Annotated in this window: 14 protein-coding genes; 4 read left to right on the forward strand and 10 right to left on the reverse strand. The window is 71.8% G+C overall.

The genetic code is table 11. The features are described from left to right. Positions 1 to 26 precede the first annotated feature (26 nt). Positions 27 to 3578 carry a hypothetical protein gene (locus NR810_RS13455; protein WP_257452460.1) on the forward strand — a complete coding sequence of 1184 codons (3552 nt, stop codon included), beginning with the start codon at positions 27 to 29 and terminating at the stop codon, positions 3576 to 3578. A gap of 80 nt (positions 3579 to 3658) precedes the next feature. After that, positions 3659 to 4504 carry an SDR family NAD(P)-dependent oxidoreductase gene (locus NR810_RS13460; protein ID WP_257452462.1) on the forward strand — a complete coding sequence of 282 codons (846 nt, stop codon included), beginning with the start codon at positions 3659 to 3661 and terminating at the stop codon, positions 4502 to 4504. A gap of 3 nt (positions 4505 to 4507) precedes the next feature. On the opposite strand, the gene NR810_RS13465 is transcribed toward NR810_RS13460, so the two are convergent. Continuing rightward, positions 4508 to 5926 (reverse strand): sigma-54-dependent transcriptional regulator, encoded by a 1419-nt coding sequence (locus tag NR810_RS13465; RefSeq protein WP_257453244.1) that lies wholly within the window; start codon positions 5924 to 5926, stop codon positions 4508 to 4510. Positions 5927 to 6013: 87 nt separating this feature from the next. Next, positions 6014 to 6901 carry an ATP-grasp domain-containing protein gene (locus tag NR810_RS13470; RefSeq protein WP_257452464.1) on the reverse strand — a complete coding sequence of 296 codons (888 nt, stop codon included), beginning with the start codon at positions 6899 to 6901 and terminating at the stop codon, positions 6014 to 6016. Between the two features lie 156 nt (positions 6902 to 7057). Between NR810_RS13470 and NR810_RS13475 the strand changes: the two genes are divergently transcribed. Beyond that, positions 7058 to 8479 carry a hypothetical protein gene (locus NR810_RS13475; protein WP_257452466.1) on the forward strand — a complete coding sequence of 474 codons (1422 nt, stop codon included), beginning with the start codon at positions 7058 to 7060 and terminating at the stop codon, positions 8477 to 8479. Between the two features lie 26 nt (positions 8480 to 8505). Here the strand turns inward: NR810_RS13475 and NR810_RS13480 are convergent, their stop codons facing one another. Next, positions 8506 to 9078 carry a HutD/Ves family protein gene (locus tag NR810_RS13480; protein WP_257452469.1) on the reverse strand — a complete coding sequence of 191 codons (573 nt, stop codon included), beginning with the start codon at positions 9076 to 9078 and terminating at the stop codon, positions 8506 to 8508. Between the two features lie 102 nt (positions 9079 to 9180). Here NR810_RS13480 and NR810_RS13485 point away from each other — a divergent pair, with 102 nt between their 5' ends. After that, positions 9181 to 9783, forward strand: a complete 603-nt coding sequence (locus NR810_RS13485) for an O-methyltransferase (protein WP_257452470.1) — start codon at positions 9181 to 9183, stop codon at positions 9781 to 9783. A 21-nt stretch (positions 9784 to 9804) separates the two neighbouring features. On the opposite strand, the gene NR810_RS13490 is transcribed toward NR810_RS13485, so the two are convergent. The 7 genes from NR810_RS13490 to NR810_RS13520 form a co-directional block, all read right to left on the reverse strand. Beyond that, positions 9805 to 10482, reverse strand: coding sequence for a hemerythrin domain-containing protein (locus NR810_RS13490; protein ID WP_257452472.1), 678 nt, complete (start codon positions 10480 to 10482; stop codon positions 9805 to 9807). 150 nt (positions 10483 to 10632) lie between these two features. Further along, positions 10633 to 12579 (reverse strand): tetratricopeptide repeat protein, encoded by a 1947-nt coding sequence (locus NR810_RS13495; RefSeq protein ID WP_257452474.1) that lies wholly within the window; start codon positions 12577 to 12579, stop codon positions 10633 to 10635. After that, entirely contained in the window at positions 12579 to 13862 is a 1284-nt protein-coding gene (locus NR810_RS13500; RefSeq protein ID WP_257452477.1) for a hypothetical protein, read from the reverse strand. The genes NR810_RS13495 and NR810_RS13500 overlap by 1 nt, the downstream gene beginning before the upstream one ends. A 90-nt stretch (positions 13863 to 13952) precedes the next feature. Continuing rightward, positions 13953 to 14084, reverse strand: coding sequence for a hypothetical protein (locus tag NR810_RS13505; RefSeq protein ID WP_257452479.1), 132 nt, complete (start codon positions 14082 to 14084; stop codon positions 13953 to 13955). A gap of 121 nt (positions 14085 to 14205) precedes the next feature. Beyond that, the gene (locus NR810_RS13510) at positions 14206 to 15750 is read right to left on the reverse strand and encodes a sensor histidine kinase (RefSeq protein ID WP_257452481.1); all 1545 of its coding nucleotides are present in this window, start codon (positions 15748 to 15750) and stop codon (positions 14206 to 14208) included. 21 nt (positions 15751 to 15771) lie between these two features. Next, entirely contained in the window at positions 15772 to 18411 is a 2640-nt protein-coding gene (locus NR810_RS13515) for a GspE/PulE/PilB domain-containing protein (RefSeq protein WP_257452484.1), read from the reverse strand. A 219-nt stretch (positions 18412 to 18630) separates the two neighbouring features. Further along, on the reverse strand, positions 18631 to 19887 hold the full coding sequence (locus tag NR810_RS13520; RefSeq protein WP_257452486.1) for an RDD family protein: 1257 nt from the start codon (positions 19885 to 19887) through the stop codon (positions 18631 to 18633).

Here is a 19887-nt window from a genome sequence, read left to right on the forward strand (position 1 = left end):
CGCCCGGGCATCCTCCTTGACGACCCATGAACCTCTCCGACCTCCGCAGTGAGCTCTCCGCCTCCCACCACGATGGCCGCGTGAAGCGCATGGTCGAGCTGGGCCGGCGCGCGCGGGATGACGCCCGCGTGCGCGCCCAGCTCGACGAGATGGCCCGAGGCGACACCTTCGAGCGGCGGCTGGCCCTGGTGGCCCAGTACTCCTGGCGGGAGGGAGGTCGGGTCCTGCACGCGACCTCCGACGAGTCCCGCCTCGTTCGCTCCCTGGCGTTCCGGCTGGTGGCCCTGGCCTGTGATGACGTGCAGGCCCTCGAAGCCCTGCGGATGGCCTACGCCATGCGCCGTGACGATGTGCTGCTGCGCTCCCTGGTCCAGGAGGGGCGCCACGCCGTCATCGACTCGTACCTCGACTGGCTGGCCACCCGCCCCGGCGTCCACTCCTTCGCGGACGTGGTCCCCCTGGCCTCTCCGGAGGGACTCCGCCGCTACCTCGCCCGCGCGCTGGAGAAGCCGAGTGTGCGCTTCTGGTCGCGTCTGGCCCGCTACGCCCCCGATACGCTCGGGGCGGTGCTCGCCGAGCGCCTGCGCGCCGTGCCCGGCGAGGCGGACCCGGTGACGCGGCAACTGGTGGACTGGAGCCTCGATCGCATCGCGGAGTTCGTACCCGACCGGGCCCTGGAGCTCTTCGAACTGCTCCTGTCGCGGCGCATCCACCCCGACCCGGGCGCCTGGCGGTACCTGGTGAAGCAGCGGCCGTCGGAGGTGATGGCGCTGCTCCAGCGCCATGGCCTCGATGTTCCTCCGGAGCTGTTCTCCCGCGTCGCGCACCGGCTCGATGCGGAGTCGCTCGGGTGGCTCGTCCGGCGCAAGCCCCTCGCGTTGGGGGATGCCGGCAAGCTGCTCGAGAAGCTGTCCGAGTCCCAACGTCAGGCCGTCACCGAGGCCTGGTGCGCGGCCGTGGATGCCGGGCCCGCCTGGGGCACCGCGCTGCTCGAGCGCATCTCCGAGCCCGCCACGCGTGACCGCGTCTTCACCCGGTGGAGCATCGCCCAGCGCAACGCGAACGGCGTCATCGAGATTCACGTACTGGCGAAGCTGCCGGCGGAGCTCCAGGAGCGCGAGGCGCGGCGGCACCTGCACGAGGTGGTGGCGCTGGGCACCCGCCCGGCGGAGCGCATGCCCTACGCGCGCTTCCTGCCCTGGGACGAGGCGCTCTCCGCGTTGCAGGGCTACATCGGCCACCCCGAGGGCGGGATGCGGGGCGCGGCGCTCGCCACGGTGCTGGCCATCCCGGGCTTCCGGCCCGCGGAGACGGCGCTGGTGGACAAGGCCCTCGCCCTGGTGCTCGCGCGCAAGAACGAGCAGGACCCCGTGCGCATGGCGATGTTGCAGGCGCTCACCCGGTGGCCCCGCCGCGTCTGGCGCCGCGAGCACACCGAGGCCATCGGCCGGATGCTGCGCGATGCGCTCGACGCCGCCGACCTGTCGTACGCCACCGCGGCTGCGGCCGAGACCCTGCTGCTGCGCACCTTCCGCCTCGACCCGGAGTGGGGGGCGAAGTGGCTCGGGACGCTGCTCAAGGAGCGCGGCTCCATCCAAAACGCCCGGCTTGGCGTCCACCTGTCGGATGACGACGTCCGCGCGGCGGCGCCCCACCTGCTCGCGGTGGCTCGCATCTGGGCGGAGCGCGAGCGCGGGCGGCCCCTGCTGGAGCTCGCGCAGAGCCTGGGCGAGCGGGCGAAGCTGGTGCCGGGGATGTGCGAGCTGTTCGCGGCCGTGCGTGACGAGACTCCGTGGTCGGGCTTGTCCCTGGCCCTCACCCAGTGGGCCTCCCTCAACGACCGGGAGCGGTTCGAGTCCTCGCTCGGCGGGGTGCTCCGGCGCTGGTACGACCGCGGGTGGTTCAACGAGATCCTCGCGCTGGTCGCCTCGGAGAAGGCGGACGTCCCTCTTCACCCGGAGCTCCTCGCCGCGTTGGAGCGGGTGGTGGTGCGGTGCCTGCAACTCAACAACAACCTTCTGCGCTGGGCCCTGGAGCTGCTCCAGCACCGGTCCATCCGGGACTTCGACCGGCTGCTGCCCGAGCTGCTGGCTCGGGACGAGAGCATCGTGTGCCTGCCGGTGGTGCACCTCCACCTGCACCGGCGGCGGCAGGACCTGCTCGGGCCCTTCCTGGGAAACCGGGTCATCACCGGGCACTACGCGACGGGCCGGACGCGCTGGCTGCTGCCCTTCCATGACGGCTTCTTCCGGTGGACGCCCGAGCAGAACACGACGTACTCGCGCTCGCTCGCGTCCCTGTGCGCGGACACCGACCGGGATACCCCCACCGTGCTCTGGGCGGTGGCCCTGCTCGCGGCGCTCGACTACGCGCCCATGGACTACCTGTGCTCGCTGGCGGAGGACCCGCGTGCCGCCGTGCAGGAGAAGGCCCTGCGCGTGATGGCCCGCTGCGACCAGGGCCAGGGCGTCCCGACGTTGTTGGGCTGCCTGGGGGATGCCCGCGCGCGCATCGCCATCTACGGCCTGCGCCGCGCGTTCGCCGGCATGCCTCCGGCGCGGGTGGCCGCCCTGCTCGCGGAAGCGCCGATGACGAAGGTCACCGTGGCCAAGGAGATCGTCCGGCTGCTGGGAGAGCTGCGCTCGGACGCCGCCTACGAGCGGTTGATCGCCCTGGATGCCACGCCGCTGCACCGGGACGTGCGCATCGCCATGCTGCGCGCGCTGTGGGACCACCTGGACCGCGAGCCGACGTGGGGTGTCTTCGAGCGCGCCGTGAGTGGCACGGACCATGTCATGGCCTCGCGGGTGGGCGACATCCCCGCGGACCGGCTCACCGACGCGACGGACCGGAAGCTGTCGGCGCTGCTGGGCCGGGTGCTCCAGCGGCCGGAGCCCGAGGCCCGCATCGACCTGCTCAAGCGCGCGGCGTGGCTGTCCGTGCAGGATGTGGAGCGGACGTTCCTGTCGGCCTGTGGCGCGCGGCTGGGCTCCCGGTACGACGACGAGGTGCGCGCGGCGATGGCGGCCCTGCTGCACCGCTCGGACGAGCACGACATGGATCGGCTGGAGGGGATGCTCGCGGCCGTGGTGGGGGACCGCCGCGCGCTGAGCGTGGCGCTGGAGGTGTTGCTGGCGCTGCCGGTGAAGCAGCGCGCGGTGTACGTCCAGGCGGCGTACGCGGCGGAGCGGGCGCTGGCCCAAGAGCCCCGGCTCGCCTCGCTGCGCGTGCGTTGCGCGGCCGCCGCCATGGCGCCCGCGGAGTTCGCGGAGTGGCTGGTGGCACTGGGCGAGGCGGGCCTGCTGAACGCGGACGCGCTGGAGACGTGCCGGAGCCTGGTGGAGGCATTGCCCGAGGAGGCGCTCGAACCCGTGGAGACCCGGCTGCGGGCGAGCCGGAGCGAGGAGGCGCGGCGCGTCGCCGTGTGGTGCCTGGTGCGCGACGCGAGAACGGGACGCGGGTGGACGCCGGAGCGGCTGACACGGCTCGCCATGTCCCAGGAGGACGCTTCACCGCTGGTGTCGGGGGCCGCACAGCTCGTGTTCCCGCCCCGGGAGATGGTCGAGCAAGGCCGCTGACGGTCCGGGTGTGTCCGTTTGACACCGGTCGCGGCCGCGCGCCAGCGTGGACGGTCAATCGTCAACGCTGGAGGGGCATCATGGGCAGGCTCGATGGCAAGGTCGCGATCATCACCGGGGCCACGATGGACGAGGCAGGCGGGGTCGGCATCGGAGGGGCGACGGCCCAGTTGATGGCGCGCGAGGGGGCGCGTGTCGTCGTCGCGGACATCCAGGGTGAGGGGGCCCGGCGGCTGGCCGGGTCCATCACCCGGAGCGGAGGCCAGTCCCTGGGGGTGGAGGCCGACGTCTCGAAGGAGAGCGACATCCTGAGGATGGTGGCCGCGGCCGTCGACACGTACGGCGGCCTGGACATCCTCCACAACAACGCCGTGGCGTCGGGTCCGGACGCGCTGGGCAAGGATGGAGACCTGCTGTCGCTGGAGCTGTCCGCGTGGGAGCGCTCGCTCCAGGTGAACCTGACGGGCGTCATGCTGGGCTGCAAGCACGCCATTCCGCACATGCTGAAGCGCGGGCGCGGGGCCATCGTGAACACGTCCTCCGCCGCGAGCCTGCACGGTGACGTGGTGCGCGCCGCCTATGGCACCACCAAGGCGGGCCTCAACTCGCTCACCCAGTACGTGGCGACCATGTACGGGAAGCAGGGCATCCGCTGCAACGCCGTGGCGCTGGGGCTGGTGCTGACGGCGGCGGTGCGCGCGGCCATCACCCCTGAAATCCTGGAGTCGCTCAAGCGCCACCACCTCACGCCCTACGTGGGCGAGCCCGAGCACGCCGCCGAGGCCGTCGTCTTCCTCGCGTCGGACGCGGCGGCCTTCATCACCGGGGAGACCCTGGTCGTGGACGGTGGGTTCTCCTGCCATGTGCCCGCCTTCGCGGACTACATGGCCATGGCCAAGGCCCCCATCGTCGCGACGAAGGACTGAGGCTCACACCAGCCCGTGCTCCTCGAGCTTGTTGTAGAGGGTGCGCCGGCTGATGCCGAGCAGGCGCGCGGCGAGGGTGCGGTTGTCTCCCGCGCGCGCCAGGGCGTCCACCAGCGCCTGCCGCTCCATCTCCTTGCGCTGGGATTCCAGCGTACGCCCTTCGCTCCCAGCGGGGGCTCCCATCGGGGGGAACGCCGGAGCGGTGGGCGCGGGGCTCGCCGCCGTGGGGGCCAGGGCCACGGGGACGATGCCCGGCTGCCGGGTGACCTCGCGGTTCACGTCGTCGCCGGTGATGATGGGTCCGTCGGAGAGCACCACCAGCCGCTCGATGAAGTTCTGGAGCTGGCGCACGTTGCCGGGCCACGGCTGGGCCTGGAGGGCGGCGAGCCCCTCCGGCGTCAGGGTGAAGGGCGGCTTGCCGTTGGCCTTGGCGTGCACGTCGAGGAAGTGCAGCACGAGCGGCTGGATGTCCTCGGGCCGCGCGCGCAGCGGGGGCAACCACACCGGCACCACGTTGAGCCGGTAGAAGAGGTCCTCGCGGAACTCGCCCTTGCGCACCATCTCCTCGAGGTTGCGGTGCGTGGCCGCCACGAAGCGCACGTCCACCTTCAGCGTCTGCGTGCCGCCGAGCCGCTCGAACTCGCGCTCCTGCAGCAGCCGCAGCAGCTTCACCTGCACCTGGAGGGTGATGTCGCCAATCTCGTCGAGGAAGAGGGTGCCCCCGTGGGCCAGCTCCACCCGGCCCGGCTTGCGGGTGGCCGCGCCGGTGAAGGCGCCCTTCTCGTAGCCGAACAGCTCGCTCTCCAGCAGCGTGTCCGGCAGCGCGGCGCAGTGCAGCTTCACGAAGGGGCCACTCCGCCGGGGGCTGGCGTCGTGCACCGCCTTGGCGGCCAGCTCCTTTCCCGTGCCGGACTCGCCGCGCAGCAGCACCGTGGCCGTGCCCGTGGCCGCCCGCGACAGCAGGGCCTGCACCTCGGACATGGCGGAGCTGCGGCCCACGAAGGTGCTGGCCTCCTTCGCGATCGGACGCACCCCCTCCTGCTGCTGCGCACGCAGGAGCGCCTTGCGGATGCTGAAGAGGATCTCCTCCCGGTCGAAGGGCTTGAGGGCGAAGTCCGCGGCACCGGCCTTCATGGCCTCCACCGCCAGCGGCACGGTGCCGTGCGCGGTGAGGAGGATGACGGGCACGTCCGGCCAGGAGCGCCCCACCTCGGTGAGCAGCTCCATGCCACCCATGCCGGGCATGCGCACGTCGCTCACCACCACGTCGATGGGCTTGCGGCCCAGCAGGGCCAGTGCCTCCTGTCCATTGGAGGCCGCGTGCACGGTGAGTCCCGCCTGGCCCAGCAGCGCGCCGAGCACCTTGGCCACGGCGGGGTCGTCATCCACCAGCAACACGCTTCCCTTCAGCAGCTCGGCCACGGTGCTCCTCATCCAGAAGTCATTCCCAGCCTACCCGTTGTCCCTTGCCCCGGCCACCTGGGGCTTCCCTCGGGACTCGCGGTGCGGCTAGCGCCCGCGCGCCTTGTGCACGATGGCGTCCGCCAGGCGCTCCACCGCGTGCGGTCCTCCCTGACGAAGGAAGAGGTTGGGCTCGGTTACCTCCAGCTCCATCAGCAGCAGTCCGCCCCGCTCGTCCCTCGCCACGTCCACCCGGGCGTAGAGCAGCTCGAAGCCCGTGGCTGCGAGCACCTGACGGGCGAAGCCGCGCTCGTCCTCGGCCGAGGGCGCGGGCTCGGCGGCCGTGGCGTCATACGCAGGAGCTCCCGACAGGGCTGGTGGCCGCTTGATGGCGTGGGTGTGCTCGCCACCGAGGAAGAGGATGGAGCGCTCCCCATAGCTCTCCACCGAGGCCAGATACGGCTGCACCATCATGTCCTTGTGCGGCAGGACGCGCTCCACCAGGGCCCGTGCGGCGGGGATGTCTCCGGGTCCTCGGACCCGCAGTGTGTCTCGTGCACCCGCGGACACCGCGGGCTTCACCACCGCGTCGGTCCAGCCGCGCTCCGCGAGCAGTGCGCCCACGTCCGGCTTCGTGCCGCGCTCCATCCAGGCGGTGGGCACGATGGTCACGCCGCGTGCCTCGAGCTCCCGCAGGTAGCCCTTGTGCGTGTTCCAGCGGAGCACCTCGGGTGGATTCCACAGCGGGCAGCGGGCACCGGCGCGGTCGGCCCAGGCCACGAACTCGTCACGGCGCGCGTCCGAGTCCCAGGCCGTACGGATGAGCGCGAGCCGGAAGCGGCTCCAGTCCACCGCCGGATCATCCCAGATGACCGGCCCGGCCTTTACTCCCCGTGCGGCGAGCGCGTCGGTGAGGAGCTTCTCGTCGGGAAGACAGTCGGGAAAGCCAGAAGATGTGACGAGGGCGATATCGAAGGAGTTCCAGTTCGCGGACATGGCGGCCCTAGATAGCGGTTCGGGCACGGGGGTGCATCCGCGAACATGCCCGGGCCAGAGCGCGGGGCCCTGCCGGACTGGAACCGGTCGCCTCTCCTACCGTGGCCACCCGAGCGCTCCGGCACTATGTTGCCGCCGGACGGGGAGGGGTAGGGGATGGGGACGATGTGGAAGTGGGGGATGGGGGCGGCCCTGCTCGGCGCGCTCGTGGGTTGTGGCACGACGCATTCCGAGCCACCCAGGGAGCAGACGGTCGAGGAACCAGACGAGCAGGCGGGACCCGGCGAGGTGGTCCCGCCAGAGCCGGTGGAAGACAAGGGGGCCACCCGTTCCCGGCTGTGTGGCCCGAGCACGTCTCCCTGCGCTGTGACGCTCCGGGAGAAGATACCGCTCGCTCCCTCGGAGCACGTCTCCTCCCTGTCCCTGCCGGCGCTCGTGCTCGACAAGGACGAGCGCCCGCATGTCTTCGCCGCGGGCCAGTTCGCCCCGGACTTTGGAGCCATCCTCGCGGTGCGTTCCGGACCGGGACAGTGGGACCTCCAGAGGTTCCCCTCGGGCTGGGCCGGCGCGAGCTTCACGCTCTCCCCCGAGGGACGGCCGCTCGTCGTGGGTGCCGGGCCCTTCGAGCAGGGCGAGCCCACGTGGCTGTGGGAGCTGGAATCCGGAACCTGGCGGAAGAAGTCCGATATTGGATGGGGCCTGCGCTCGTGGGCCCATCTCCCCGTGCTCCTGGGAGACGCGAACGGGGGGCTCCACGCGTTCCTCTGGACGAACGATGGCACGCCCGACCTCGTCCATGCGTCGAACCGGGGGACCTGGAAGACCGAGATGCTGGGGAGCGGCGGGCGCTTCCTGCTCCAGCCCGGCTTCACCCTCTCCGCGCGGGGCCAGGCACAGTTCGCCTACTGGGAGACGCATGAGGGCCGGTGGACGCTCACGTGGCAGCAGGAATCCTCCGCTCCCGAGCGCATCTTCTCGCTGCCGTGCTGTGGCGACAGTGGGGGCTGGCCCGGTGGCTCCACGGCATACACGCCCCTCCTGGTGGCGATGACGGGGGGTGGGAGTGAGGGGAGTCCCGAGGTGCCTCACCTCTTCTTCTCGCGGACGGTGTCCGCGGACGAGCCCCTCTCGGAGCTCGCCTACGCCACACGGGGGCCTGGTGGGGGTTGGGAGGTACGTTCCCTCCTCCAGGATGAGCGGCTGTCGCCGCCTTCCTGTGGTGACATTCCGCCCACGCACCCTGGCGAGACGTGCGAGCTGGAGTCCATCACCCATACGCCGCTGTCCATCGTGGCCGACTCCCAGGAGGTGCGTGCCCTGGTGGGCCGGAACCACACGCGCATCCAGCTCGGGACCAATTGCCGGCGCAACGTCTGTCAGTGGGAGAGCAGCGGCTACGCGTCGGATTTCCGCGTGGAATTGGTGTGGCTGGAAGCGGGTGAGGTCCGGCGCTCGGAGATCTGGCGGGGCGAGGAGCCCCTCCGCGCGGTAACGGCACAGGCGGACTCGCGGGGGAAGATCCACCTCGTTGCCGCCACGGATATCGACTGGGTGTACCTGATCATCGCCAATCCCTGACGCGCGACTTGTCGAGGGCCCCGCCGCTACGTCCGGTGATTCAAATGGATGGCGGCCACGACCGCCCCCGTGTCGCTCCGCAGGGCCAGCGCCTCGGGCGCGGCCATCCAGAGCGTCTCTTCCGTGGTCAGCGGTGTTCCCTCCACGGACGCCTGTCCTTCCAGGGCGTGGAGGAACACGGTGCTGGCGCTTGAAAGAGTCCGTGTCTCGCCCGGACCCAGGTGCACCACCGCGAGCGTGGCCTCGGCCGAGGCCCGGTCGACCATGAGGTTGAAGTCCCTCACCGGACCTCCGAGCAACCGGCACTGGACCTCCGCCTCGCCCGGAAACGCGAGCGGTCTCCAGCGCCGGTCGAGCACCACCTCCGGCCCACTCCCGAAGGACAGCGCCACGCCCGCACCTTCCAGGATCATCAGGACGCGGTCGACACCCGGAAACACGGAGAAGGGTCCGGGTGCCGCGACCGAGGCGATCGACAGGCGCGCCAGGAAGCGGGCCGGGTCGGACGGATGCGGCAGCTTCAGCAACTCGCGGGTGACTCCGCCTCCGTTCTTCCAGGGCATGTCGCGGTAGTCGGCGGGTCCGAGTCGTCTCATCATCCGCCGCATCATAAGTCCTGGCTCTCGGAGCGAGATGCCCGACTCTGGCGCCAGCGAGGAGTCTCGGAGCATCTCGGAGCAGGCACGGGCTATGTCACGGCCATGTCGACCTGGTATCCCCCTGGCCTGAGTGGCCTGCTGCAAGAGCTCGAAACCTTCGGGGAGCACAACGACGCGACCGTCCAGGACCGGGCGTCGAAGATGCTCAACATCACGCCGGACACGGGCGTCTTCCTCTCCGTCCTCGTGCGCTCGATGGCCGCCCGGCGCGTGTTGGAGATCGGCACCTCGAATGGCTACTCCACGGTGTGGCTCGCGTCGGCGGCCGCGGCGGTGGGCGGTCGCGTCACGACTCTCGACGTGGAGGCCCGGAAGACGCAGCTCGCCGCGCACAACCTCGAGCGGGCCGGTCTGAGCGGCGTGGTGGAGCTGCGCACCGGGGATGCCGGTGCCCTGCTGGCTCAAGGGCCCGCCGAGCACTGGGATTTCATCTTCCTCGATGCCGACCGCAAGCCGTACGCGTCGTGGTGGCCCGACCTGTGGCGCGGGCTCCGGCCCAACGGCCTGCTCGTCGTGGACAACGCCCTCAGTCACGCGGCCGAGATGGAGCCCCTGGTCGAGCGGATCCGCCAGGAGCCTCGCGCGACGCACGTGCTCGCCCCCGTGGGCAAGGGCGAGCTCATGGTCCTCAAGTCGAATCCCTGAGCCGGGCCACGCCGTGGGCGCTCACATCAGGTACGAGGACTCGGGGCTCAGGTCCTGCAACCGCCCGTTGCCCTTGCTCGACGCGCCCTTGCTGGCTCGCGTCTTGCGGGTGCGCTTGTTCGTGGCGGGGAGGGGCGACAGATCCTCGGCCTTGCGGCGTACGGCCCTCATCGCGTCCTTTCCCATGTCGAGCACCGAGGACACCGCGCCCGCCACCAGGTTGCCCGGCGGCGTGTCCGGCGCGCGCGGGTGCGGCCTCGTCGGCGAGGCCCTCTTCGCCAGCATCAGCGCCTCCGCCATGTCCTTGAGCTCGCTCGGGCTGAAGGCCTTGCGCACCTGCGGGAACAGATGTTTCTCCTCCTCGGAGACGTGCGTGCGGATGTTCTCCATCAGCACCTTCACCTTGGCGTCGAAGCGCTCGGCCTCCGGCGGCAGGTCCTCCAGCTCCTTCAGCAGCCACTTGGCCACGTGGTGTTCCTCGAGCGCCTCGAGCACCTCGTCCTCCAGCGCCTCGGCCTTGTTCCGCACCGCCGGGTAGAAGACCTGCTCCTCGATGACCGCGTGCACGGCGAGCTCGCGGACGATCTGGTCCACCAGCTTGCGCTTGAGCTTCCTCGCGTTGCGGCCGGCCTGCTCGAACTTGCGGAAGAGCGTCTCCACCGTCTTGTGGTCCGCCTTCAGGAGCGCGATGGCATCCATTGAACGTCTCCCTTCCCCAAAGGGGGCCAGAATTCTCTGGCCTGTGTCGCTTGGAAGGGTGGCGACTGTGCTCGTCCCGTGCCGCGATGTGTCGAAGACAGGCTCTCGTCGGGCTGGAGGGCAGGCGAGCAGGACAGCCGTGCGGGGCGCTCACACCGCCCCGGCTTCGAGCGTCATCCCGTCCTCCTCTTCGGGGGCGAGGCGCCGGTACGTCCGCAGCGCTTCCGCCGCCGCCGCGGTGTGGCCCAGCAGGGTCAGGACGAGGGCTCGGTTGCGGTGGAGGTCCGCCACCTCGGGCGCCAGCGCGAGCGCCGCGTTCAGGTCGGCCAGGGCCGCATCGGGCCGGCCCTCCTCGTAGTGCAGGGTGGCCCGGTTGGCGAGCACCAGGGGTTGGGCCGGTTCGAGCTCCAGCGCCGCGGTGTAGTCCGCCAGGGCCTCGTCCGTTCGTCCGAGCTCCTCGGCCGTCTGTGCGCGGCCGATGCGTGCCAGCAGCCAATCCGGGTTCAGGTCGAGCGCCTTGCCGTACGCCTCGAAGGCCTCCTCCATGCGCCCCAGCAGGCGCAGGCTCTGCCCCAGGTTGATGCGCACCTCGGGGTAGGGCGGGCTCAGCTCCTCCGCGAGCTGGAAGTCCGCGAGCGCCTCCTCCAGCCGGCCCATCCGCATCAGCAATCTGCCGCGCTCGTTGTGGTACTCGGAGTAGTGGGGGTCCATCTCGATGGCGGCCGTGTACTGCGCGACCGCGCGCTCGGGCTCGCCGAGGGCGGCGTAGACCTGCGCCACGTTGTACTGGAGCACCGAGCGGTGCAGCCGGTGCTGGTCGGGCGCCAGGTGCGCTTCGAGCCGGGCGGCGCCTTGCAGGCACAGCTCGATGGCCTCCCAGGGCCGCCCTTGCCGGTGGCGGATGAGCGCCAGCCCGTTGCGGTTGAACACGTGGTGGAAGTGGTACTGCTCGGCGGGCAGGTGCGCCGCCTCCAGCTCGGTCAACGACTGCTCCAGGTAGGCCTCGGCCCTGCCCAGGTCCGTCTTCGGCAGGAAGCGCCCGTACAGCATGGCCAGGACGTAGTGGATGCGGAACAGCTTCGCGGGGTCGCGGAGGTGGGCCTCCATCTTCGACGCCAGCTCGAGCGCCTGGGACGGCTTCCCGGAGGCCAGATAGCAGTTCATGAGATTGCCCACGGCCATCCAGAAGGTCTCGGGGTCCTCCCGCTCGAGCACGTCGAGCTCGTCGAGCAGCTTCTGGCCGTAACGCAGGGCATCCGTGTACAGGCCGTAGTGGTTGGCCAGCCCGAAGGCGATCGCGCGGCACCGGCGCAGGCTGTCCTTCTGTCCCGCCTGTTCCCAGAGGCGGATCAGCGCCGGCAGGTGGAGCTCCTGCTCGATGAGATCGTCCCCCATCCGTTGTGCCAGCTCCTCGGCACGGCGGCGGGCCTCTTCTGGCTGCAACCGGGGTGGCTGCTCGTCCGGAAGCGGGAGGCGCACGATGTGAGGGGGCGTGCCTCCGGCCGCGAGCACATCCGCCAGCGCCTCGCTGGCTCCGGGCTCCACGGTGAGCAGCAGGGTGAGTTGGAGCTGTTGGCCTCGGCGGCGGATGAGCTCGAGGAAGAAGCGCTGCACCAGCGTGCTGGCCCGGTCGAAGGCCTCACAGGCGATGACCCAGGGGGCGGCACCCGAGCGCTCGTTCCAGTCCGCCAACATCTCCACGAGCCCGTGGATGACGTGGAAGGCGCGATCCATGGGGTAGTTGCGCACCCGCTCGTCTCCCATGGAGGAGTCCGTCAGGGAGGCATGCCGCACCTCCATCTCGCGCCGCAGGGCCGGGAGCACGGTGAGCAACTCGTAGTCGTGCCGGGTGACGAGCTCGGGAGCGTCTCGCCGCAGCCTGGGGAGCAGCTCGCCGAGCAGCTGCCGCAGTCCCGCCCAGGGGCCGTCCTCGTCGAAGTCGCAGGCGAGGTGCCAGGTCCGGGCTCCCCGCCGCCGTGCCTGCTCCAGCCAGGTGTCCACGTGCTCGCGGCGGCCCTGGCCGGACTTCGCCTCGAGAACGAGGAGGGTAGGAGGGTGGGAAGCCTCGAAGGGGAGGGGGAGGACGGCCGGGTTCATCATGACTCCAGGTTGGGGGGGAGGGAGCCTCGTGCGGCCCGGTGGCGGAGGAAGCCTTGGAGGAGGCTCTTCAGCCAGAGACCCAGGCCGATCACGAGGCCGAGGATGGTGAGGCCACTGACGAGCAGTGCATCCGTCACCGAGTAGCGGGTGCTGTCGGCGGACGTCAGCGCCTGATGCAGGCCGGAGACGAAGCCGATGAGGAAGGGGAGCTGGAGGGTGAGCAGCACGGTGAGTGCCGCCAGCCGTCCCAGCAGCCAGACCATCGCGTACAGCCGGACGAAGCGCGCCTCGCGGGCGGGAAGGTCCGCCAACGGCGAAGGTTGCTCCCGGCGTCCGAGGAGCCGCCCCAGGCGATGGCGCAGCAGCGCCTCCGAATCCTGCATCAGGCTCTTGCAGCCGAGCAGGTTGGCGAGCGCGTAATAGAAGTCCGTGCGGACGAAGAGGTAGCACTGCCAGAGCAGGCGGAAGAGGTACATGAAGAACGCGCCCTGGCAGAGGTAGTGCATCCACGGAGAGAGCAGCACCCAGCCCCGCGCCTCGGCGAACAGCACCAGCACCAGGCCGGCGGCGGACGTCAGGTCGACGAGGGGCCCCGCCAGCAGGGGCAGGTAGCGGGCCCGGCGCTCCACCAGCCAGAGGCCCGACAGGTCCGCCTCCGCGACGACCATCCACAGCCGGTGTCCGATTCCCAGCCGCGAGCCCACTCCCACGGCACGCGCCGCGACCAGGTGGGCCATCTCGTGGATGAAGGTGGTGAGCAGGCCGAGCCCCATCAGCACGAGCAGCGTCAGGGAGAAGTGCTGGGAGGGGGCCAGTTCCCGGGTCGTGCCCACGAGCGATGGGGTGGAGATCAGCGCGAGCACTCCCAGGGTGATGAGGAGCCCATGGAGCCAGAGCGCCACCCTGCCGAACAGCAGCCGCGCCAGGCGCTCGGGAAAACGCGCGAAGTGGTGGCGGACCGGGACGGCCGTGCTCCGCTCGGAAGCAACGGGGCCTGGCGCGGCGGCCTGTCCCTCGGCGGGGTGGACGAAGCCTCGCGCCTCGAGCGCCACGAGCAGCTCCTCCGTGGAGGGCTTCTCGCCGTGCTTCTCCTCGTACAGCACCTCCGCCTCCCGCACCCTCTTCCCCGAGGCGAGCAGATCCAACAGCTCCAGGGCCTCGGGAGGGAGCGCGATGAAGGCGCCCACCTCGGGGCGGCCGATGATGACCTCGTCACCCTCCGTGATTCGCTGGAAGCGCTCGACGTGGACCCGGCTCTCGGAGGAATAGCGGCTCATCATGATGGGAGGGAGTTTGCTGAAGAAAGGACCGGAACCTGTGGGCGGGAGACTCAGGTTCCGGCCCCGAGCCTTCGCTCCTCGACCGAAGCGCTAGAACGGCAGGACCCTGCCGATGCACGCGAAGATCGGATAGAGGAGGATGGCGGTCGTCTTCACCGTCTCCACGTCGCGGATGGCGAACTTCTTCATCTGCTGTGGCTTCTCGTTCTTCTCCAGCTCCATGGGGTTGCTTCCTTGGCCGGGCGCGCGGCCGTGCGGGATTGCCGGCAGTGCGCCTTCCGCTGGAAGGAGTTCCACGGTGCTTTTTGTGAGCAGAGGAGACTGGACCCGCCGCGAGTCTTCTTCAGCAACTCGGCCAGGGAGCGCCCTGTCCCGGCACGGCAGCACTGGCGGGTGCCTCGGAGGCCGGCAGGCGCAGCGTCACGGTGGTGCCTCGCCCCTCGTGGCTCGTCAGCGAGACCTGTCCCCCGTGGGCCTCCACCACCCGGCGTACGAAGGCGAGCCCCAGCCCGCTCCCCATGGCCTTGGTGGTGTAGAAGTCGTCGAAGGCCCGCTCGCGCGTGCGCACGTTCATGCCCTCGCCCGTGTCCTCCACGCTCAGCTCCAGGCCCGTGCCCACCACCTGCGTCCGCACCGTGAGGGTGCCTCCGCACGGCATGGCCTCGAAGGCGTTGCGCACCAGGTTCTCCAGTGCGTTGGCCAGCAGGTCCCAATCCCCCGAGCAGCGCGGAGGGTCCACCGCCAGCTCGCGCCGCAGTTGCACCTCCGGGCGTCCGGTGAAGGCCTGCAGCGACAGCACGCTCGCCACCAGCTCGTTCAGGTCCAGCGGCGCCCGCAGCGGCTCCACCCTCCCCAGGCGCTGGTAGGTGCTCACCACCCGGTCCAGCCGCTCCACCTGCTCCAGCAGCAGGTCCAGGAACTCGCCCTTGTCGTCCCAGGGACGGCCCTGGGCGTGCTCCACCTTGAGGTACTGCGCGGCGCCCTTGAGCGCGGCGATGGGGTTCTTCAGGTCGTGCGCCATCTGCGCGGAGAAGCGGCCCAGGGTGGCCATCTGCTCCAGCCGCTCGCGCTGCGCCACGTAGGCGATGACGCCCCGGCGCATGGTGGCCAGCAGGACCAGGGTGATGGCGGCCGTCCCCACCACCAGCGCGCCGTACTGCGCGGCGAACAGCTGGAAGACGGCCAGGTAGGACAGCACTCCCACCAGCGCCAGCAGCAGCGCGTACATGGCGTGGACGTTGGACAGGTCCCTCCCGAAGAGGCGCAGGCGCAGCGCCACCACGGCGATCGCCGGCAGGCCCAGCAGTGTGCCCAGGTTGCCCAGGCGCGGCACGTCCTGGCCCATCACCGCCACCAGGTCCGTGCCCAGCAGCGTCACCAGCAGCGCCAGTCCGGTGAGGAGCAGCCCCGTCCGGGTGCGCTCGGTGGAGCGCACCTCGCGGCGCAGGTGCTGGGTGAGCAGGCCGAAGCCCCCGAGCAGCAGCGGCCCGCTGAACGCCAGCACCAGCAGCGCGAAGGCACGCGAGCCCACCAGCCCGGCCATGCGCTCCGAGCCCAGCCCCGCCAGCGACGCGGCCGTCAGCGCCCCGAAGACGCCGTAGCTGGAGAACATCACCACCGCCAGCCGGCGCCGCTCTCCCACGAAGGCGAGGATGAAGTGCAGCGCGGACGGCGCGCTCATCAGCGCCGCGGCCAGGGCCATGATGCGCCAGCCAGGCTCCCCCGAGTGCGCCAGCGCGAAGTCGGCGAAGTTCCACGTGGACAGCGTGATGCACAACACCGAGAGCGGCAGTGCCATCGGGCTGCGTCCCACGCGCACCAGCGCCAGGCCCGCCAGCGCCAGCAGCCCCGCGCAGGCCCCGAGGCTGATCCACGCCTGGCTCGTCATGCCGCCCTCGTCCTCACCGCGTCAGAGCAGGGCCAGCCGGCGCGCCCGGGCGGGGTCCGCCACCGCGGCCTCCCACCGGCGCACGGCGGCCTCACGCTCGGGCTCGGGTGCGTCCGCGTAGTAGCCGAGCGTGTCGTTGATGCCGCGGCTGAGCTCCTCGATGGCGGCCAGGCGGATGTCCAGCTCCGGGTGGCGCAGCGCGGAGACCAGCCAGTCCGCGCGGCGGCGCTGCCGGTTCTCCGCCCACCACGCCGTCCACGCGCGCGCGTCCAGGCCGAACGTGGCGCGCGTCACCTCGCGCAGCGCCTCGGAGGCGGCCTGGGCGCACATCTCGTCGTCGCCGCGGGTGAGGTTGATGAGGCCCTCGATGGCCTCCCGGTCATGCAGCGTGCCCAGGGCCCGCGCGGCCAGCGAGCGGCGCAGCGCGTCCCGGCTGATGAGCTCCTGGCGCAGCTCCTTCTTCGCGGCGTCCAGGCGGGGCAGGTGCTTGAGGGCGGCGGCGGCCACGCGCGCGGCGCTGGAGATGTCCGGCTCGTAGTCGAAGAGGCCGCGCAGCACGCCGTCCACCAGCTCCGCGTACGGGAGGCTGCCGGCGGTGAGGAGCGCGAAGTAGCGCGTGTCCGCGTCACTCGAGTCCAGCAGGGGCGCCAGCGCCTGGGCCGCGGGCCGGCCGAGCCGCGACAGGGCTCCGGGGATGGGGCCCAGCTCGTCGGCCTCGGGCAGGTCCACCACCGGCAGGCGGCTCCACGCCGTGGGGCCGGGGAAGTGGGTGGCGAGCACCTTGGCGCTGGCCTCGGGCGAGCGCGCCAGCTCGGCCATGGCGCTCGAGCGCTGGTTGGCGTCCGGGCCGGTGAGGCGCTTGAGGATGGGGCCGAAGTCTGGGGGCGGCCGTTCCTCCTGGGACATGACCAGCGGCGCCATGGCGGCGGCGCGGCCCAGCGCGTTGGCGGAGCGCGTGACGAAGGGGCTCCACCCCAGGCCCGCGGCCATCGCGGGGGGCGGGGCGCTCGGGGCCATGCCGGTGCCGGCGGCGGGCTGCTCGTCCACGTCCACGTCGAAGTCCAGCGAGTTGCGCAGCTCCCCCAGCCGCTGCTTGCGGAAGAGGATGAGCTCCTGGAAGGCGGCGGGCAGGTCCTGGCAGAACAGGATGTAGTCGGAGAGGCGGCGCTGGCTGATGGGCTTCTGCCCGCAGTCGCCGTAGAGCACCGCCACGAGCCGGCCGCGCACCTCCACCGGGTAGAGGAAGAGGGTCCGCGGCGGCTGGCGGCCGAACAGCTCCAGGTAGTGCTTCGTCAGGCTGTCCGGCGGCATGGGGCCCGCGTAGCTGCCGCGGGTGATGGCCACGGTGCGGAAGACGCTGGAGGCGTCGAGCGGGACGGAGACCAGCGACAGCTTGTCGCTCGCCAGGCCCTCGCCGCGCGAGTCCCAGCCCACGGCCGCGCCACGCAGCACGGCGAAGGCGGCCACGTAGTCGAAGGTGCGGCGCCCGAAGCGCAGGGCGGTGTCGATGAGCCGGTCGCGGTCCCTCGTGGACTCCTTGAGGGCGGCGCGGGCCTGCGCGAGCGTCCACTCGGGCACATCGTCCCGGGGGGACTGCGGCGCGGCGGCCTCCGGAGCACGCGGCTCGAGCAGCGGGCGCGGCTGGGCACCGCCTTGAGCGGCGACACGCTGCGGAGCGGGAGCGGCGGGCTGGGCCTGCGGCTGCACCGGCGGACGCGTGATGGCGGGAGCGGCGGGCTGGGCCTGCGGAGGCGGAGCCGCGGGGCGCATCACGGCGGTGGGCTGGGCCTGGGGATGCTGGGCCGGGGCCGCGGGACGCGCGGGCTCGGTCATGTTCAGGCGCAGCGGCTCACGGGTGGCGGCTGGAGGCGGCGCGGCGACCGGAGGCGCGGTGTGAGCGGCCGGACGCGCGGGCTGGGCGGGGGCGGCGTGAGGGGCCTGCGCCGGGGGCGCGACCCGTTGCGGCTGCGGCTGCGCGGGCGGCGCGACGAGCCTCGGCTCCTCGAGCGCGATGGGCTCGGCGGCCACCGAGCGCGCCAGCCGCTCCACCATCTCCATGGTGAGCGCAGACTCGTCGGGAGCGGCGGGTTTCGGCGCTGGGGCCGGAGCGGCGGTGGCGGCGGGCTTCGGAGCCGGAGCCGCCGCGGGCTGGGCCTGGACCTGGGGCGGTGGCGCCGGGGGAGGGGCCGCCGAGGGGTCGAGCGAGGCGAGGAGCGTGGCGTAGCGCGGGGCGAGTGGCTGCCGGTAGATGACGGAGATCCACTCGCGGATGCGGACCTCGGTGGCCACCCAGAGCTCCAGGGCCTTGCCGAGGAGGAAGCCCACCTCGTCCAGCTCCTTCTGGGGCACCGGGTAGCCGCAGGCCACGTGCAGGGTGCTGCCGTCGAGCGACAGCGGCACCACGCACAGGCGCTCGGCGATCTTCGGGGGGATGAAGGAGGCGACGTCCGCGTTGGGCTCGAAGTCGGCGAGGTTGACGGGGCGCTGCCCCGAGGCATCTCCGAGCGCTTGCAGGACCTGGGCTTCCGGCAGCAGCCGGCGCTCCAGCAACGCGGTGTCGATGGTGCCACCCTGCGCCACCTGATGACGCAAGGCTTCTTCGGCCTTGTCCCTGGAGAGGAGGCCTTGCGCGATCAGGGTCTGGGCAAGATGAGAAGGCATGGGGGACGCGGCATCTTAGAGCCGCGGCCGGCAGGCACAACGAATCCTTCAAAAACCGGGAAGTCCCTGCCGTTTCTCCTCTGGAGAAGGGTTGGAAATGTCCGAAAGGGACTTCTATCCGACTCGACGAGGGGTGTGTAGGGCGAAGGGAGCCGCCTGCCTGCCCTCCAGACTCAGCGCACCGGGGACGATGGGTCCCCGCCTGGGCGCGGGAGGCGACTAGCTCGGCTGGACCACGTACGTGGACGTGAGCTTGTCGTGCAGCGTCTGGCCCCGGCGGTCGAAGAGGGCCATCCAGAAGCCGGCGAGGAAGAGTCCGAAGGACAGGCTGGCGAGCATGGCGCGAACGATGGCCCGTCCCGGCGCCGGAGCCAGCCCGTGGGTGTCCACGAGCCTCAATCCGAGCAGCCGGCGTCCCAGGGTGCGGCCATTCCAGAGGAAGGCGGACACCGCGCAGTAGACGAGCGACAGCACCAGCAGGAGGACGGCGCCGGGCACCAGCACGGACTGGAGCGCGCGGACCTGGATGACGAAGGCATCCAGCCCCGAGAGGCCCGTCTGAGGTGCCTGCACGCCGGCCACGCTGGAGGCGAGCATCAGATACAGCGCCGCCACTCCGCCGATGGCGCCGGTGTCGATGGTGAAGGCCAGCAGCCGGCGCCAGAGCGAGGCCGGGCGCGCGTGGACCTCGGTCACGCCGGTCTCCGAGATGACGGGCGCCTTGACGGCGGGAGCGGCGCGGACCGGGGCCGGGTTGTCGGGGGCACCCATGGGCAGGGTGACCGGCTCGCCATCATCGATGGTCTCGTCGAGATCGACGGAGAAGGAGGCCTCCTCGTCGGCCGCGGACATCCGCTGCGGCGCGTGCGCCACCGCCTGCTGTGCCGGGGCGGCGGCCTGCGGGCGCGGCGGCATCACGGGCAGGCCCGGAGCGGACGCCTGTCGCGGAGCGGGGGCGGGGGCCGGAGCCGGCTCGCTCGCGACCACCGGCTGCGGGGCGGACGGGCGCGGAGCCGGAGCCGCGACGCCGGGCAGGTTGAAGGAGGGAGTCGCCTGGGGCGGCGCCGAAGGACGAGGCGCGGCGGCCTGCGCGGGAGCCGGGGCTCGCGGCGCGGCCGGAGCGGCGGCCTGGGGCTGGGGACGGGGCGCGGGAGCCGGGGCCATCTGGGCGGCCGGTGCCTGCTGCGGGCGCGGCGGCATCACGGGCAGACCCGGAGCGCGAGGCGCGGCCGGAGCCGGGGCCTGGGGACGCGGGCCCTGGGCATTCGCCGGATTCATCCCGGGAGGAACCGGAGCGCGGGCCACCATTCCCGGAGGCGCGGAGGGGGCGGGAGCCGGCGCGTCGCGATCCGGACGGCGGCGGTCGATCATGATCTCCTTGTCCAGGAGACTCGGGATGGCCCGGGCCGCGGGCTGGGTCGCGGCGGCGCAGGTGGGGCAATCCCCTACGGGCGGCAGCGGAGCTCCGCACTTCAT

The organism is Archangium lipolyticum (assembly GCF_024623785.1).
In the GTDB taxonomy this organism is placed as follows: Bacteria; Myxococcota; Myxococcia; order Myxococcales; family Myxococcaceae; genus Archangium; species Archangium lipolyticum.